At 60.6% G+C, this 17,055-nt stretch carries 13 protein-coding genes; 10 read left to right on the top strand and 3 right to left on the bottom strand.

Features of this window, described 5'->3' with window-relative positions; translation table 11 throughout:
• Nucleotides 1–62 precede the first annotated feature (62 nt).
• The 3 genes from FNT36_RS06425 to FNT36_RS06435 all read left to right on the top strand — a co-directional run bounded on the left by FNT36_RS06425 (nucleotide 63) and on the right by FNT36_RS06435 (nucleotide 3,370).
• On the top strand, nucleotides 63–1,373 hold the full coding sequence (locus FNT36_RS06425; RefSeq protein WP_144845495.1) for an APC family permease: 1,311 nt from the start codon (nucleotides 63–65) through the stop codon (nucleotides 1,371–1,373).
• A gap of 53 nt (nucleotides 1,374–1,426) precedes the next feature.
• On the top strand, nucleotides 1,427–2,596 hold the full coding sequence (locus FNT36_RS06430) for an LLM class flavin-dependent oxidoreductase (protein WP_144845497.1): 1,170 nt from the start codon (nucleotides 1,427–1,429) through the stop codon (nucleotides 2,594–2,596).
• Between the two features lie 174 nt (nucleotides 2,597–2,770).
• Nucleotides 2,771–3,370, top strand: a complete 600-nt coding sequence (locus FNT36_RS06435) for an urease accessory protein (protein WP_144845499.1) — start codon at nucleotides 2,771–2,773, stop codon at nucleotides 3,368–3,370.
• An 82-nt stretch (nucleotides 3,371–3,452) separates the two neighbouring features.
• On the opposite strand, the gene FNT36_RS06440 is transcribed toward FNT36_RS06435, so the two are convergent.
• Nucleotides 3,453–4,529: a zinc-binding dehydrogenase gene (locus FNT36_RS06440; protein WP_144845501.1), complete on the bottom strand. Its 1,077-nt coding sequence runs from the start codon at nucleotides 4,527–4,529 to the stop codon at nucleotides 3,453–3,455.
• An 85-nt stretch (nucleotides 4,530–4,614) separates the two neighbouring features.
• Entirely contained in the window at nucleotides 4,615–5,187 is a 573-nt protein-coding gene (locus tag FNT36_RS06445; RefSeq protein ID WP_144845503.1) for a Crp/Fnr family transcriptional regulator, read from the bottom strand.
• Between the two features lie 124 nt (nucleotides 5,188–5,311).
• On the opposite strand from FNT36_RS06445, the gene FNT36_RS06450 reads away from it, so the two are divergent.
• Genes FNT36_RS06450 through ureC form a run of 4 tightly spaced genes read left to right on the top strand, consistent with a single transcriptional unit; the run spans nucleotide 5,312 to nucleotide 8,954 of the window.
• Nucleotides 5,312–6,037, top strand: coding sequence for an urease subunit beta (locus FNT36_RS06450; protein WP_144845505.1), 726 nt, complete (start codon nucleotides 5,312–5,314; stop codon nucleotides 6,035–6,037).
• A 16-nt stretch (nucleotides 6,038–6,053) separates the two neighbouring features.
• Nucleotides 6,054–6,632 (top strand): Holliday junction resolvase-like protein, encoded by a 579-nt coding sequence (locus tag FNT36_RS06455; RefSeq protein ID WP_233635716.1) that lies wholly within the window; start codon nucleotides 6,054–6,056, stop codon nucleotides 6,630–6,632.
• Nucleotides 6,633–6,660: 28 nt separating this feature from the next.
• Nucleotides 6,661–7,215 (top strand): hypothetical protein, encoded by a 555-nt coding sequence (locus tag FNT36_RS06460; protein ID WP_144845509.1) that lies wholly within the window; start codon nucleotides 6,661–6,663, stop codon nucleotides 7,213–7,215.
• 20 nt (nucleotides 7,216–7,235) lie between these two features.
• Nucleotides 7,236–8,954: an urease subunit alpha gene (gene ureC / locus FNT36_RS06465; protein WP_144845511.1), complete on the top strand. Its 1,719-nt coding sequence runs from the start codon at nucleotides 7,236–7,238 to the stop codon at nucleotides 8,952–8,954.
• Nucleotides 8,955–9,009: 55 nt separating this feature from the next.
• Here ureC and FNT36_RS06470 read toward each other — a convergent pair whose 3' ends face one another.
• Nucleotides 9,010–10,602, bottom strand: coding sequence for a Na+/H+ antiporter (locus FNT36_RS06470; RefSeq protein ID WP_144845513.1), 1,593 nt, complete (start codon nucleotides 10,600–10,602; stop codon nucleotides 9,010–9,012).
• A 126-nt stretch (nucleotides 10,603–10,728) separates the two neighbouring features.
• On the opposite strand from FNT36_RS06470, the gene FNT36_RS06475 reads away from it, so the two are divergent.
• From FNT36_RS06475 to gltB, 3 genes are all read left to right on the top strand, one after another.
• A complete protein-coding gene (locus FNT36_RS06475) occupies nucleotides 10,729–11,394 on the top strand; it encodes an urease accessory protein UreF (RefSeq protein ID WP_144845515.1) in 666 nt (221 codons plus the stop codon).
• Nucleotides 11,395–11,463: 69 nt separating this feature from the next.
• A complete protein-coding gene (gene ureG / locus FNT36_RS06480; protein ID WP_144845517.1) occupies nucleotides 11,464–12,216 on the top strand; it encodes an urease accessory protein UreG in 753 nt (250 codons plus the stop codon).
• A gap of 296 nt (nucleotides 12,217–12,512) precedes the next feature.
• Nucleotides 12,513–17,018: a glutamate synthase large subunit gene (gene gltB, locus FNT36_RS06485; RefSeq protein WP_144845519.1), complete on the top strand. Its 4,506-nt coding sequence runs from the start codon at nucleotides 12,513–12,515 to the stop codon at nucleotides 17,016–17,018.
• Nucleotides 17,019–17,055: the final 37 nt, after the last annotated feature.

The following is a 17,055-nucleotide window of genomic DNA, read 5'->3' on the forward strand; positions in this document are numbered from 1 at the left end:
CGCTCGCTTGAGTTGGTGAAATAAGGCTTGTACAGCCGGTTTTAGGTGTTTTCTGTTTTTGCATGCTTTCTACCCGTGAGGTGGCGCCGCGGCCCGATTTAGTGCGCGGCATTCGGCGCTGGGACTTTGTCGCGCTTATTATCAACATCACGATTGGCGCTGGCATCCTAGGCCTGCCGGCCAAGCTTTATGCACTGGCGGGCACCTGGAGCCTGCTGGCCTACGTGGTGAGCGCTGCTATCGTCACTGGTATCATCCTGTGCTTTGCGGAGGTGAGCAGCCGCTTTAGCGGCGCGGGCGGCCCCTACCTCTATGCACGCGAAGCGTTCGGGCCGCTGGTGGGGTTTGAGGTGGGCTGGCTGCTGTGGGTTTCGCGGCTGGCTAGCTTCGCGGCGCTCTGCAATCTGTTTGTCGAATACGCGGCCTACTTCTGGCCGGCGGTGGGCATGGGCGCGGGGCGGGCAGCGCTCATTATCGGTCTCGTAGCTAGCCTCACCCTGCTAAACTTAGTCGGGGTGCGGATGGCTTCGCTGGTCAATAACCTCTTCACGGTGAGCAAACTGGCGCTACTCTTGCTGTTTACGGCAGTCGGGCTGTGCTTTGTTGATTGGGACGCTTTTTCGGTTGCAGTGCGTCCTAGCTACCCTAGCTTTTCGGGGGCGGTGCTGCTGCTCATCTTCACGTTTTCGGGGTTTGATGTGGCGGCCATTCCGGCTGGCGAAATCCAGCAGCCGCAGCGCAACGTGCCGTTTGCGCTTTTCACGGCCATTGCTACGGTGGCGGTGCTGTTTGTGCTGGTGCAGGTGGTATGCATTGGTACGCTGCCCGGCCTCGCCACCGCCGACCGCCCGCTGGCTGAGGCAACCGGGCGCTTCCTAGGTCCGGGCGGGGCAGCTTTTGTGGCCGCAGCCGCTATGCTCATCATCCTGGGCACGCTCAATGCGCTGATGCTGACAGGCCCGCGCCTGTTGTTTGCCCTAGCCGAGCGCGGGCAGATTCCGGCCGTTTTTGGGGCCACGCACCCGCGCTTTCGCACACCTTACGTGGCTTTGCTAGTGTCGGCGGGGCTGAAGCTGGTGCTGGCTATTTCGGGCACGTTTCTCTACGCACTGACTTTAAGCACCATTATCCGGCTCCTCTATTTTGGGCTGACGTGCGCCGCGCTACCCGTGCTGCGCCGCCGCTACCCTAGCCAGCCTGCGCCGTTTCGGGTGTGGGGCGGCGGAGCGGTGGCAGTAGCCTGCATACTCTTGTGCCTGTGGCTACTCGGCAGCAGCAAGGGCACCGAAGCTCGCGATGTAGCCGTAGCCGCCGTGGCTGGCCTAGGGCTGTACTTCTTGTTTAATCGCCGCAAACCGCGACCTACTTCATAAGGACTTTGTGGCCAAAAGCCGCTTAGTCTACTCCGTTTTTAGTTTATCAGCTGATGTCTCTACCCTCTCCTATCGCTTCCGTAGCCATTCGCACGCCGCAGCGCGTGGCCGAAATATCCTGGTTTGACGACCTCTGCGGGGGCGACACGCAGTACTTGAGCGTGCTCGACGGCGCCTACCGCAGCTCGTGGGCGCACTGCCGCGACATTACGCTGGCGGCCGAGCGGCTGGGGTATTCTAACATTCTGCTGCCTACCTCCTACACAGTGGGGCAGGATGTGATGACCTTCGCGGCCGGTATGGCGCCGCAAACGTCACGCATCAACCTGCTCACGGCTATTCGCACCGGTGAGATTCACCCGCCCATGCTAGCCCGCGCCCTCGCCTCGCTCGACCACATGCTCGAAGGCCGGCTCACCATCAATATCATCAACTCCGACTTGCCCGGCCTGCGTGAGGTGCCGGAGCTGCGTTACCAGCGCTGCGCCGAAACCATCGAGATTCTACGCCAAGCCTGGACGCAAGAACGCATCGTGTACAAGGGCGAACTCTACCAGTTCGACATGCCGTCGGACCCCGCCAAACCGTACCAGCAAAACGGTGGCCCACTGCTGTACTTCGGCGGCACCTCAGAGGGGGCTAGGGCAGTATGTGCGCAGTATTGCGACATGTTTTTGATGTGGCCCGAAACCGAGGAAATGCTCTACGAAACCATGCAGGACCTCAGCGCCCGCGCCGCCCGCCACGGCCGCCAGATTGATTTTGGCCTGCGCATCCACGTCATCGTGCGCGAAACCGAGGACGAGGCCCGCGCCTACGCCCGCAAACTCATGTCGAAGTTTGACCCCGTGAAAGGCGCCGAAATCAAGAGCCGGGCGCAGGATTCGTGGTCGCTGGGCGTGCACCGCCAAAACGAATTGCGCGAGCACGCTGACAACGAAGGTTTCGTGGAGCCGCTGCTCTGGACCGACATCGGCAAGGCCCGCTCGGGCGCGGGCGGTGCCCTAGTGGGCACGCCCGACCAGATTGTGGAGAAGCTGAACCGCTACATGGACATGGGCTTCCGGGCGTTCATTTTCTCGGGCTACCCGCTGCTCGACGAGGCCGACTATTTCGCTCGCTACGTGCTGCCGCGCCTGCCCAATGTCTCGATGCCCGAGGTGCAGGGGCGGCGGCCGCTGCATACGCCGATTACGCCGCTCACGACCGCCCCGCTGCGGTAGGCACATTGAGCATTATGGAACGTCAGGCTGAGCTGACCGAAGCATCGCTATTGCCCTTTCTAGGGTACTGTTCAGTAGCGATGCTTCGGCTAACTCAGTTTGACGTTCTTATATGTTTGTAACGACTTCCTAAACAGCTTCGGAATAGCTTATACTTCCAGCTTTCGCATACCCATGCAGCCAATCATACCCATTCTATTTGCGGCCGTGGTGGGCATGGGTCACGCCTTCGAGCCCGACCACCTGCTGGCGGTGAGCACCCTCGTGACGCGCCACGACCGACTAGGGCCAGCCTTGAAAGATGGCCTATTTTGGGGCCTAGGGCATACCACCATGCTGGTGCTGTTCGGGTCGATTATCATCTTCAGCCGGGCTACCTGGCTGTACTCGGGCTACTTCGAGGCAGCGGTGGGCGTCATGCTCATCGGATTGGGTATCGGCCGGCTGCTGGATAAGAATTCGTACCAATCATTTCAAAAACCTAAGCAGCAAGCCGGCTTTGCTTACACGGTGGGGCTAGTGCACGGGCTGGCGGGCAGTGGGGCGCTAGTGCTAGCAGTGCTGGGGGCCATTCCAGAGCCAGTATGGGCGGTGGCTTACATCCTAGTATTCGGGCTAGGGTCGGTGCTGGGCATGCTGGCTGCCGTAGGCCTCATGCACCTCCCGTTTACGCAGCGCATGCGCTTAGGCAAGCGATTACGGGCGAGTGCGGTGGTGCTATCGTCGGCGCTGAGCGTGGGCTACGGTGGGTGGCTGGTGTGGGCGAACGTGTAGCTGCTGAATGACAGTTGCGCGGACTACAGAGTCCGCGGCTAATACTCATATCGCGGACTCCGAAAGCGGCGTAACTGTAGCGCTAGGCTACCTCGGGCTGGATAACAGTGTAGCGGAAAGGGCCACCGTGAGTGGCCGCATGCGCTACCGCCTCATTGGCTTGGTCAAGCGAGAAGCTACTGACCTCCAACCCATCGAGCGGCAGCAGACCGGCACGGATGAGGGCCATGAGCTTGGCAGGGGCATCGCGGGGGCACATGTACTGGCCCTTCACGGTGATGCTGTTGCGCATGAGATGCGCGTAGTTCAGCGTCAGGCCTACCCGCAGCCCACCCATGAGTATCACTGTGCCGTTGGCGCGCACGGTGCGGGCCGCCGCTTCTACCGGGGCGGCGCTTGGCAAGGGTGGCAGAATGTCAAGCACCAAGTCGATGGGGCCGGGAGCAGCCTGGCGCATACGCTGCTCGTCGGCGTCCTGGTCGCCGGTGAGCGTGACGGGCACCACGCGGGGGCCGAAGCGGCGCACTAGGTCGGCCAGCACGGCCTCGTTGCGGCCGGGCGCTACTACGCAGGCGGCGCCCATAGCCAGGGCCACCGCCACGCCCGAGCTGCCAAAGTGTCCCGTAGCCCCGCTGATGAGTACGGTTTGGCCGGCTTGCAGATTGCCTGCCAAGAGGCCACCGTAGGGCACCAGCATCGTGAACATGGACGCTAGGTGGCCGGCTTCGGCGGCATCGAGAGGGCCTAGGGGCACGACGCTTTCGAGGGGCACCAGCACCTGCTCAGCGAAGGCGCCGTGGCGGAAGTGCGCTTGTAGGCGCTGGGCGCCGGGCGAGGGCGCAATCCAGCCTTGCAGCATAATGTCGGGGGTAGTGGCTTCGTCGCGGGCGCGCACGGCGGGGTCGCAGAGGACCCAGTCGCCGGGCTTGAGTCGGGTAGCGTCGGGACCTACGGCGCGCACCCGGCCAATGGCCCCTACCCCAATGGCCAGCGGCAGCAGCAGCGGATACTGCCGGGCCCCGCTCAGCACCTCGTTGGTGTAGGAAAGCACCGGCGCGGCCACTACGTCCACGACGGCCTCGCCCGCGCCGGGCTGCGGGTCAGGTAGTTCTTCGATAACCAGCGGCGTATTAAACACCCGTAAAACAGCAGCTTTCATAAGACAGCTTCTCTTATTTGATGGGCTGCAAAAGTGCCGGGCGGGTGCGTTACCAAATGGTAAGAAATTGTTCTGGCGGGGCGCCTCACACCTCCGCTCGGCGCAGGCGGCTCAGCGACTGCGGCGTGATGCCCAGGTACGAGGCAATCATGCGTTGGGGCACGCGCCGAGCCACTTCGGGCTGCCGCGCCAGCAGGGTGTGGTAGCGGGCGGTAGCATCCTGGCCTAGGTAGGCGCGCTGCATGGTCAGCTTCTCAAGCAGCTCGTACCGGATGAGCTGCTGCAACACCTCGGGCAGGTAGGGCAGCTGCTGATTGAGCGCTGCCAGCTGGGCGTGGCTAATGGCCAGCACCTGCGCCGGACACGCCGCCTGGATGCGCACGCGGCTAGGCACCCGCTGCTCGAAGCTGGTAAGCAGCGTGCACAGCTGGCCTTCGCTGCGAAACGCGTGCGTCACCTCCGGCCCTAGCCCCGACTGGTCGACCAGCCGCAGCACGCCCTGCTCCACAAAAAATAGCTCTTCGCACACGGCATTGGGCGCCGTCAGATATTCGCCCTCGGCTACCTCGCGGCGATGCCAAGCCGCTAGCAGCGTAGCGTGGTCGGCGGGCGGGATGGCGCCGTAGGGTTGCAGGCAGGCGAGCAGCGAAGCAGGCATAGGAGTGAACTACACAAAGGCAGCTAACATACGCAAGCTGCCCCCTAGAGGCCGCGCCAGCCGCCGCGCTGGCATTGGTGGTATCTGGCTCGCCGCCTACATTAGCACTTTCTAGCCCCTTGCTATGCATTTAAGCCCCAAAGACCTCGACAAGCTCGTGCTGCACCAAGCCGGCGTAGTGGCCCAGAAGCGCTACGCCCGCGGCCTGCGCCTCAACTACCCCGAGGCCGCCGCTCTGCTCGCCACCCAGCTGCTGGAGTTTATCCGCGACGGCGAATCGGTGGCCACGCTCATGGATAAGGGCAAACAGCTCCTAGGGTTCGCCGACGTGCTTGATGGAGTGGCCGAGCTGCTGCACGAGGTGCAGGTCGAAGGCACCTTCCCCGACGGCACCAAGCTCGTGACCGTGCACCAGCCCATTTGCCGCGAGCACGGCGCGCCCGAACTGGCCCTCTACGGCAGCGGCCTCGTGCGGCAGCCGGCAACTTCGGCGCCCGCCCCGCCCGCCGTCGTGCCCGGCGAGTACCTGCTGGCCGAGGGCGACATCATTCTCAACGATAACCGCGAAGTGATTGAGCTAGAAGTGCTCAACCGGGGCGACCGGCCGGTGCAGGTGGGCTCGCACTACCCCTTCTTCGAAACCAACCCCGGCCTGGACTTCGACCGGGCGGCGGCCTTTGGCTTCCGGCTCAACATCCCGGCCGGCACGGCGGTGCGTTTTGAGCCGGGTGAGCGCAAGCGCGTGCAGCTAGTAGCCCTAGCTGGCGAGCGCCGCGTGTACGGCGGCAACGGCTGGATTGATGGCCCGCTTGATGAAGCCGGCAAACAGCAGGCGCGGGGGAAGCTCTAAACTAAAGATTTATTCTATGGAAGCGAGCACCGCAGTTGCGTTTGTAATCACAATAATATGCCTTGTGCTTTACTACTTTAAGAATAAAGAATTAGCGGTCCAAAAGGCCAAAGAAGAGTCTTTCAGAAAAGAAATAGAAGCTATCCAAACTAAACTCAATGATGCATATCAAACCATACCAAAACTTGCAAATCAGCAATTTGAGGAGTTTAGAAGAAATGAGCTTGATATTCTACAAGTCACTTTAGCTGAATCAGCAAAAAAGTCTGCGCTCGCTGAACTAGAAACGTGGAAGATTCAGAATGAGGCATTTTACAGACAGGATGCAATCAACCGAAGTCAAGCTGTGATTTTAGGTAAAGTCACGGAACATCTTGTTCCTTTTCAAAACGGCTTCCCGTTCAATCCCAAAGAGGCTAGGTTTATTGGCAGCCCAATTGATATAATAGTATTTGACGGGATTGATAATGAAGACATCGTAGACATTTACATACTAGAAATAAAAACAGGCAATTCATCATTAAACAAACGTCAGCGATTAATACGTGATGCTGTCCTTAATAAAAGAGTGCACTGGCGTGAGCTAAACGTTTGAATTAGGTAAAGCAGGTTTTAGAAGAATTATGGATTCTTATTTTATACTCTGGCCTAACGACTGGTGCAAAAGCCTAGCCCAAGCAAACGACTACGGGCCGTTACAGGTGATTTATGGTGGCTCTCATACCTCTGTGCCATCCCTAGGTAAGATTAAAAGCGGGGATATTATTTATCCCGTTTCCATCAAAAACGGGCAGCTGTTTGTTATCGGCAGCATGCAGGTTGAGCGCATTATAGATGCAACTATTTACCTGACGAAGCAGGCTATTAATAGGATTGATAATGACTTGTGGGACACTACCGCACCAAGGCTGATTAAGGAGCGACCAGACCTAGGGCATAGAATTCCAAGAAGCTGCGTCGACACTGCTGCTACGGGCAGTGGCACAGGTCTCAGGTTTGATTTTCAAGTACCAACTGAGGCAATTGACGAACTACGATTTGGTCCAAAAGCAGAACAGGAAAAAGGGCTTTCGCGTGACAAAGCCGGTAGGCTTTCACATGTTTCCCTACAGGGTCATTTCCGCAGGTTAAGTACCGACTCTGCTGCTCTTATCGCTGAGTTAATGCAAACTTTCTAAGTTTTTACACCACACCTACCATGTCCCTACCCCTTTCCCGGCAAGCGTATGCTGCTATGTATGGCCCGACCGTGGGCGACCGGGTGCGCCTCGGTGATACTGAGTTGCTAATTGAGGTCGAGCGCGACTACTGCGTGTACGGCGAGGAATGCAAGTTTGGTGGGGGCAAAACCCTGCGCGATGGCATGGGGCAGGCGGCCGGCATCGGTCCGGCCGAGGCGCTCGACCTGCTGATTACCAACGCGCTGGTGCTCGACTACACGGGCATCTACAAGGCCGACGTGGGCATCAAGGGTGGGCGCATTGTGGGGCTGGGCAAGGCCGGCAATCCCCACATTATGCCGGGCGTGACGCCGGGCCTGGTGGTGGGCGTGACCACGGAGGTGGTGGCCGGCGAGGGGCACATCCTCACGGCGGGCGGCATCGACTGCCACATCCACTTCATTTGCCCCCAGCAGATAACGGAGGCGCTGGCCTCGGGCGTGACCACAATGGTGGGCGGTGGAACTGGGCCGGCGGCGGGCACCACGGCCACCACCTGCACGCCAGGCGCGTTCTACATCGAGATGATGCTCAAGGCTACTGATGCCTTTCCGATGAACTTCGGCTTCTTGGGCAAGGGCAACACCTCGCGGCCCGAGGGGCTAGCCGAGCAGCTAGAGGCCGGAGCGCTGGGCTTCAAGCTGCACGAGGACTGGGGCACCACGCCGGCCGCCATCGACCAGTGCCTAGGGGTAGCCGAGCAATACGACGTGCAGGTGTGCATCCACACCGATACGCTGAACGAGAGTGGCTTCGTCGAAAACTCGGTAGCAGCGTTCAAGGGGCGTACCATCCACTCGTACCACACGGAGGGCGCGGGCGGCGGGCACGCGCCCGACATCATCAAGATTTGCGGCGAGTCCAACGTCATTCCGTCGAGTACCAACCCCACGCGGCCCTACACGGTGAACACCATTGACGAGCACCTCGATATGCTGCTCGTGTGCCACCACCTCGACAAGAACATCCCCGAGGACGTGGCCTTTGCCGAGAGCCGCATTCGCCCCGAAACCATCGCCGCCGAAGATATTCTGCACGATATGGGCGCGCTGAGCATCATCAGCTCCGACTCGCAGGCCATGGGCCGGGTGGGCGAGGTCATCACCCGCACCTGGCAAACGGCCCATAAGATGCGCCAGCAACGCGGCCCCCTACCCGAAGATGCCGTCGCCCAACGCCCCAACGACAACTTTCGCGCCCGCCGCTACGTGGCCAAGTACACTATCAACCCTGCCCGCGCCCACGGTATGGCCCATGAAATCGGCTCGGTCGAAGTCGGCAAGCTAGCCGATTTGGTGCTCTGGAAACCGGCCCTGTTCGGCTCGCGGCCCGAAATGATACTCAAGGGCGGCGTTATCGCGCAGGCCCAAATGGGCGACCCGAACGCTTCCATTCCTACGCCGCAGCCGTCGTTTTCGCGGCCCATGTTCGGGGCATATGGCAAGGCTACGGGGCCATGCTCAGTGGCCTTTGTATCAAGTGCTTCGATGGAGACGGTGGCGGGGTACGGCCTGAGCAAGCGCGTGCTAGCCGTGCAAGGCTGCCGCACTGTGGGCAAGAAAGACATGGCGCTGAATGACTACCTACCTAACATCGAGGTGGACCCGGAAACGTACCGCGTGCTGGTCGATGGCGTACACCTGACGTGCGAGCCGGCGCAGACGCTGCCGCTGGCGCAGCTGTATAATCTGTTTTAGCGTTTGACCTCACCCTTGGTCTCCTCTCCCCAAGATGAAGGGGCCGGGGGTGATGTTACTCTTTCGGCAGGGTCGATGCCGCTAGTTCCTCCTTCAAATCCAGTTCGTTTTCAAGCTGGTGAATTACCTCTTCGTCGTACTCGCTATGCTGGCGCAGGTGCATCAACCGCTGGCGCTGGGCACCTAGCAGCTCTAGCAGCACGGCATTGTAGGCGGCTACTATTTCGTGGCTGGCGGGCGAGTTGTCGGGGTGGGCGGTTAGCTCATAGTGGTGCTGAAGCAGGTCGAGCAGCTTGTTAGGATGGGTTTGCGCGTCGTAGTGCTGGGTTAGTTCGGCGAGCGATTCGCGGGCCAGCAGCTGGCGAAGCACTTGGTGTTGCTCGTGTGCCGGGCGCAGTTGGTCGCGGTCTTCCACGCCGCCCAGCCAGCGAATGAGCAGCGGTAGCGTTAGGCCCTGGCCCACGAGGGTCACTAGAATGACTACGAACGTGATAAAAATGAGCAAATTGCGGAGCGGAAAAGGCTGACCGCCCGCCCCCAGCAACGGGATAGCCAGTGCTGCCGCCAGCGACACCACTCCGCGCATACCCGCGTAGCCGGCCACCAGCGGCCCACGCCAGCCCGGATGGTCGTCGGCCACCGTGATAAACCTCCCCATAAATGTGCTGAATGGCGAGCCTAACAGTGTTAGTATCAGCCGCACTACTATCACCACGGCGCTGATGAGCAGGCCATAGCCCACTGCCTGCAAGCGCGAAGTGCCATCGAGGCCAGCCACTACTTCGGGCAGCTCCAGGCCAATGAGCATGAACACGGCCCCATTGAAAACGAAGCCTAGGGTGCTCCAGGTGCTGTAGGCCTGCTGCCGGGCAGTGGCCGAGAAAACCGTATGGCTATGGTAGGATAGAAAGAGGCCGCCCGTCACCACTGCCAGCACGCCCGAGCCGTGGGCCGCCTCGGCCAGCAAGTAGAGGCTGTAAGGGGCAATGAGGGTGAGCACGGTGGTGAGGTTGGCCGTAGGGCAAATCCAGCGATGAATAACGTAGAAGCCCATTGCAACCAGCAGCCCCACGGCCACGCCTACTACCGTCATGAGCAGTAGCCCACCCGCCGCCTGGTGCCATACAAACCCACCCGACACTACTGCGGCAGCCGCAAACCGAATGACGATAAGCCCACTAGCGTCGTTTACCAGGCTCTCGCCTTCCAGAATGGCCAGGAGCCGCCGGGGTAGGCCCATTCCCTTCATGACGCTGGTAGCCGCTACTGCATCGGGCGGCGACACAATGCCCCCTAGCAAAAAGCCCAGCGCCAGGGTGCAGCCCGGAATGAATGCGTGCGCCACCCAGGCCACACTAGCCGCCGTGAGCAACACCATCCCAAACGCAAAGAATAGAATGATTCGCCGCCAGCGCCAAAAGTCCTTCCAAGAGGTAAACCAGGCTGCTTCGTAGAGCAAAGGAGGCAGAAAAATCAGGAAAATGATATCGGGGCTGATGCGAACGATAGGCAAGCCCGGCACTAAACTGAGCGCTAGGCCACCCAGCACCAGCAAAATAGGATAGGCTATTCGCAGGCGGCGGCTCAGCCCTACCAGCAGGCAGATAACCAGTGCCAGGCCCAAACAAAGTAGTATGTTGTCGTGCATAAAGTCAAGAGAATAGCTAGTCTGACGTGTCGAAAGTAGGCAGGAATAGCGTGTACCAGGAACACTCCGAGGCTGCACGCTGCTAGCAACCTAGGCGATGTAGCTTGCGGCTTCAAGCCCCTCCGCATGTCTCAGCTCGCCCGCCTGCTCCACCTCGCCGATTCGGCCTTGCCCACGGGCTCGTTTGCCTACTCCTACGGGCTAGAAAGCAGTCTCACCTTTGGCCTGCTGCGCACCGAAACCGAATTTCGAGCCTACCTCTATTCATTTATCCAACAAGCGGTTAGCTTTGAGCTACCTTTCCTAACCTCGGCGGCAGCCCCTGACGCTAACCTAGAGGTACTCTTGCTAGAGTACGATGCCCAACTGCTTACGCCCGCCTTACACCGCGCCAGCATCACGCAGGGCAAAAACTGGCTGAAGCTGCTGGCCACTTTTTACCCCGAAGCGGCCCTAGGTGAGCTGAGCAGCGAGTTGGCGCAGCAAGCGCTGCCCGCGCACTTTGTACCGCTATATGGCCTGAGCCTGGGGCATGTGGGCTTCGCAACCGCTGATATTCAGCACACCTACTTGCACCTGGCCCTGCGCGACCAACTGAGTGCCGCCATTCGCTTAGGCTTTATGGGACCGATGGCGGGGCACTTGTTACAACACGATTTTTACGGTGTTTTTGAAAATTTGCTAAGCACGGCCGATATTCGGCCCTACACCGAGGCCACGCGCTGCACCGTGCTGCTCGATGTAGCCCAAATGCTGCACGACGACATTTACTCGCGGCTATTTCAGAATTGAGTTACGGTCGTCATGCAGCGCGCAGCAAAGCATGACAGACGTTTTAACTACGCATTCAACTACTTATCAATGGCTTTCGTCGATAAACTTGCCTTGCTACTTCACGGCCACAGCCACGAGGCGCTGGAGTCGCCGGGCAGCTTTGCGGAGCGGGAGACGCGCCGGCTGCCGCCCCACCGCAACTTCCGGAAGCGGGCGTTCACGGTGGGCATTGGGGGGCCGGTAGGCACGGGCAAGACCGCGCTGCTCAAGGCCTTATGCGAGCGCCTGCGCGACGACTACCGCCTAGGGGTTGTTACGAACGACATTTTTACTCGCGAGGACGCCGAGTTTCTGATTCGCGAAAGTGCCCTCACCGCCGACCGCATCGTGGGCGTCGAAACCGGCGGCTGCCCGCACGCGGCCATTCGCGAGGATATCTCGCTGAACATGGATGCGCTGGAAGGTCTTATGCAAAAGTTTGATAATCAAATTGACTACTTGTTTGTGGAAAGCGGCGGCGATAACTTGGCCGCGCACTTCAGCCGCGAGCTGGTTGATTATTCCATTTATGTTATCGATGTATCGGGCGGCGACAAAATTCCACGCAAGGGTGGCCCAGGCATCACACAGGCCGATTTGCTGGTCATTAATAAGATTGACCTGGCCGAAATCATTAAGGCTGACCTAGGAATAATGGAGCAAGATTCGCGAAGAATGCGCGGCGAAGGACCATTTATTTTTGCTAGAGCCACAGATGGCTTTAACTTAGGCGCAATTATCGACCACATTCACATGGCTAAAGTACAAGCATTAGCGGCCGTGCGCGAAGACCGACGATAGGGGAAGACCGGCCTCCACCCGGCTTCCCCACGCCAGCCGGCTCGCCCACCCGCCTTCTCTAGCCCGCCTCCACTGCGGGCAATCGCCTCTGGCACGGTTACGGCCGCGCCTCCCCCACCCCTCCCCCACCCCCTTTCCCGAATGCCCGCTTTGGGCACTAGTCTGGCCCCACCCCTAGGGGCACGGACTAGCGCCGCGAAGCTGTGGCTACCCACCAGCCACCACGCTAGGGCGCCGGGGTTGGCGGAAAGATCTGCGCGGACATTAGCTGTTTTGTAACTATCCCCTTTTTAAATATGACCACGCCCACCCTTTACCGGCCCGAGTTTGAGCACGATTCGTGCGGCACGGGCTTCATCACGTACATCGACGGGCGCAAGAGCCACCAGATTGTGGCCGATGCCCTCACTATGCTCGCCAACATGGAGCACCGCGGCGCGTGCGGCTGCGATTCCGACTCAGGCGATGGCGCGGGCGTGCTCATTCAATTGCCGCACTGGTTTTTGCTGGAAGAGTGCGTGAAGCACGGCATTCGGCTGCCCGAGCCGGGCAACTACGGGGTGGGCATGGTTTTTCTGCCCAAGAAGGAAAAGCTGCGCGACGCCTGCCGCGAAATCATCGCGGCCTCGGCGGCACGCCTAGGTATTCCGGTGCTGGGATACCGGCCGGTGCCCGTGCGCACCGAGGGCATTGGGGTCACGGCCTTGTCGGCCGAGCCGGCCATCGAGCAGTTGTTCCTAGGTCGGCCGGTGGGGCTGGCCACCGAGGCCGACTTCGACCGCAAGCTCTACGTGCTGCGCCGGCTGATTATCAAGAATTTGAACGAGCAGCTGCCGGCTGCACTCGATGCGTTTTACTTCGCCTCGCTTTCGTGCCGCACCATCGTGTATAAGGGGCAGCTCACTACGTTTCAAGTGGGCATGTACTACCCCGACCTTAGTGATGAGCGCGTGACGTCGGCCTTCGGCTTGGTGCACTCGCGCTTCTCCACCAACACGATGCCGTCGTGGAAGCTGGCGCAGCCCTTCCGTTACATGGCTCACAATGGGGAGATTAACACGCTGCGCGGCAACCTAAACTGGTTCTACGCCGGCCTGCCTACCTACACGTCGCCCTACTTCTCGGCCGAGGAGATGGAGATGCTGCTGCCCGTGATTGACGCCGGCCAGTCGGACTCGGCGTGCCTCGACAACATCGTGGAAATGCTCCTGCACTGCGGCCGCTCGCTGCCGCACGTGATGATGATGCTGGTGCCCGAGGCCTGGGACGGCAACGAGCAGATGGACCCGCTCAAGAAGGCGTTCTACGAGTTCCACGCCACCTTTATGGCGCCTTGGGACGGCCCGGCCGCGCTCAATTTCACCGATGGCAACCTCGTGGGCGCCATGCTCGACCGCAACGGACTGCGCCCGCTGCGCTACGCCATCACCAACGATGGGCGCGTGCTGGTGGCCTCCGAGGCGGGCACCCTGCCGCTGGCTCCCGAGAGCATCATCAAGAAAGGCCGCTTGCAGCCGGGCAAGATGTTCGTGGTGGACATGGCCGCCGGTCGCATCCTCACCGACAACGAGATAAAGGCACAAGCCGCTGGGCAGCAGCCCTATGGCCAGTGGCTCGACAACTACCAGATTCGCCTCGAAGACCTGCCCGAGCCGCGCCTCACGTTTACCGACCTAGGGGCCGAGGCTGTGCTGAAGTACCAGCAGGCCTTCGGCTACACCCGCGAGGACCTCGAAACCATCATCGCCCCGATGGCCTTGGAGGCCAAGGAACCTATTGGCTCGATGGGCGTGGACGTGCCGCTGGCGGTGCTCTCCGACCAGCCGCAGCACCTGAGCAGCTACTTCAAGCAGTTCTTTGCCCAGGTTACCAACCCGCCCATCGACCCCATCCGCGAGCGGTTGGTGATGAGCTTGGCCACCTTCATCGGCAACAACGGCAACATCCTGGATGAAGACCCGCGCCATTGCCACTGCGTAGCCGCCAAGCAGCCTATTCTCGGCAACCGCGAGCTAGAGAAGCTGCGCAGCATCGACACGGGCTCGTTTCAGGCCAAGACCTTGCAGACGTACTTCAAGGCCGATGGCAAGCCGGGCGCGTTGCAGCGCGGTCTGGAGCGTTTGTGCCGCTACGCGCAAGATGCAGTAGATGACGGCTTTGAGGTACTGATTCTGTCTGACCGGGCGATGGACTCGGAGCACGCGCCCATTCCGTCGTTGCTGGCGGTGTCGGCGGTGCATCACCACCTCATCAAGCGCGGCTCACGTGGCTCGGTGGGCCTCGTGGTAGAAGCTGGCGACGTGTGGGAAGTGCATCATTTTGCCTGCCTGCTGTCATTTGGGGCCACGGCTATCAACCCTTACCTGGCGCTGGCTACCATCCAGACGCGCCACGCGGCGGGGCTGCTGGGCGCGAACTTGCCCGCCGAAAAGCTGGCCTACAACTACATCAAGGCGGTGTGCGACGGGCTACTGAAGATTTTCTCGAAGATGGGCATCTCGACCTTGCAGAGCTACCACGGCGCGCAAGTATTTGAGATTCTAGGCCTCAACCAAAACGTAGTAGACCAGTATTTTAACGGCGCCGTGACCCGGATTCAGGGCCTAGGGCTAGATGAGATTGCCAAGGAAACGCTCTACAAGCATTTCCACGGCTTCAAACAGGAAAGCACCGTGGGCCCCGAGCTGCTCGACACGGGCGGCGTGTACCAGTGGCGCCGCAAAGGCGAGGCCCACATGTTTGACCCCGAGACGGTTCATCTGCTGCAACACGCCACGCGCACCGGCAAGTACGACACCTATAAGAAGTACGCCAAGTTGCTGAATGAGCACCCCAATCAGCTCTTCACCATTCGGGGGCTCTTAGGCTTCGCTAAGCACCGGCCCAGCATTGCGCTCGAAGAAGTGGAGCCCATTGAAGGCATAATGAAGCGCTTCGCGACGGGTGCCATGTCATTTGGCTCGATTTCGCACGAGGCGCACAGCACGCTGGCCATCGCCATGAACCGCATTGGCGGCAAGAGCAACACCGGCGAGGGCGGCGAGGACCCGCTGCGCTACGAGCACATGGCCAACGGCGACTCGATGCGCTCGGCCATTAAGCAGATTGCCTCGGCCCGCTTCGGTGTGACGGCGCACTACCTCACCAATGCCGACGAGCTGCAAATCAAGATGGCCCAGGGTGCCAAGCCCGGCGAGGGCGGCCAACTCCCTGGCCACAAGGTCGATGAATGGATTGCCAAGGTGCGCCATGCCACCCCCGGCGTGGGCCTCATTTCGCCACCGCCGCACCACGACATCTACTCCATCGAAGACCTAGCGCAGCTGATTTTCGACCTTAAAAACGCCAACCGCGCCGCCCGCATCAACGTGAAGCTGGTGAGTAAGGCGGGTGTAGGCACCATCGCGGCCGGCGTAGCCAAGGCGCACGCCGACGTGATTCTTATCTCGGGCTACGACGGTGGCACGGGCGCCTCGCCACTCAGTAGCATCCGCCACGCCGGCCTGCCCTGGGAGCTGGGCCTGGCCGAAGCGCACCAAACGCTGCTGCGTAACCAGCTCCGCAGCCGCGTGGTGCTGCAAGCCGACGGCCAAATGAAGACCGGCCGCGACCTCGCCGTAGCCGCCCTCCTAGGTGCCGAAGAATTTGGTGTAGCCACGGCGGCGCTCATCGCGGGCGGCTGCATCATGATGCGCAAGTGCCACCTCAACACCTGCCCGGTGGGTGTGGCTACCCAAGACCCCGAGCTGCGTAAGTTATTCAGCGGCAAGCCTGAGCACATCGTTAACCTCTTCCGCTTCCTGGCCGAAGAGCTGCGCGAAATCATGGCCGAGCTGGGCTTCCGCACCCTCAACGAGATGGTGGGCCGCAGCGAATTCTTGAAAGTGAACCCCGAAGCGGGCCACTGGAAAGCCAAGCTCATCGACCTCGACGCGGTGCTATCGCCCGCGCCGAACATCTCGGGCGGCACCTTGTACAACAGCGAAAGCCAAGACCACGGCATTGCGGAGGTACTCGACTGGCAACTAGTAAAAAGCGCCCAAGCGGCCTTGGATAGCCAAGAGGCTGTCGCCGCCGACTTTGAGGTGCGCAATACCGACCGCACCATTGGCACGCTACTCTCAAACGAAATAACCAAGCGCTACCACGCCGTGGGCCTGCCTGCCGATACTATTCGGTATAAGTTCACCGGTTCGGCTGGGCAAAGCTTCGGCGCCTTTTCTACGAAGGGCCTTACTTTCAAACTCGAAGGCGAGGCTAATGACTACGTAGGCAAGGGCCTGAGCGGCGCCCGACTGGCGATTTTCCCGCCCACGGCCAGCACGTTCATCCCCGAGAATAACATTCTCATTGGCAATGTGGCGCTCTACGGCGCTACCTCGGGTGAGCTGTATGTGCGCGGTAAGGCCGGCGAGCGTTTTGCAGTGCGCAACTCGGGCGCCACGGCGGTAGTCGAAGGCGTGGGCGACCACGGCTGCGAGTACATGACCGGCGGCCGGGTGCTGGTCCTAGGTCGCACGGGCCGCAATTTCGCCGCCGGTATGAGCGGCGGCCTGGCTTGGGTTTACGACCCCGAGGGCCAGTTCCCCGTGAATTGCAACCCCGACATGGTGGCCCTCGAAGGCCTCACCGAAACGGATGAAACCGAAATTCAGACGCTGCTCAAGAACCACCACGAGCTGACGGGCAGCCACCTAGCTAACTTCTTGCTAGGCAACTGGGAAGAGGAAGCCGGGCGCTTTGTGAAGGTGTTCCCGCTGGAGTACAAGCGGGTACTGGAGAAGGCGCTGAAGGTAGGATAACATTCATTGACCGCCTCGCGGGCACCCTCATCCCTAG

Origin of the sequence: Hymenobacter setariae, assembly GCF_007713685.1 — a bacterium.
GTDB classification, from domain to species: domain Bacteria; phylum Bacteroidota; class Bacteroidia; order Cytophagales; family Hymenobacteraceae; genus Hymenobacter; species Hymenobacter setariae.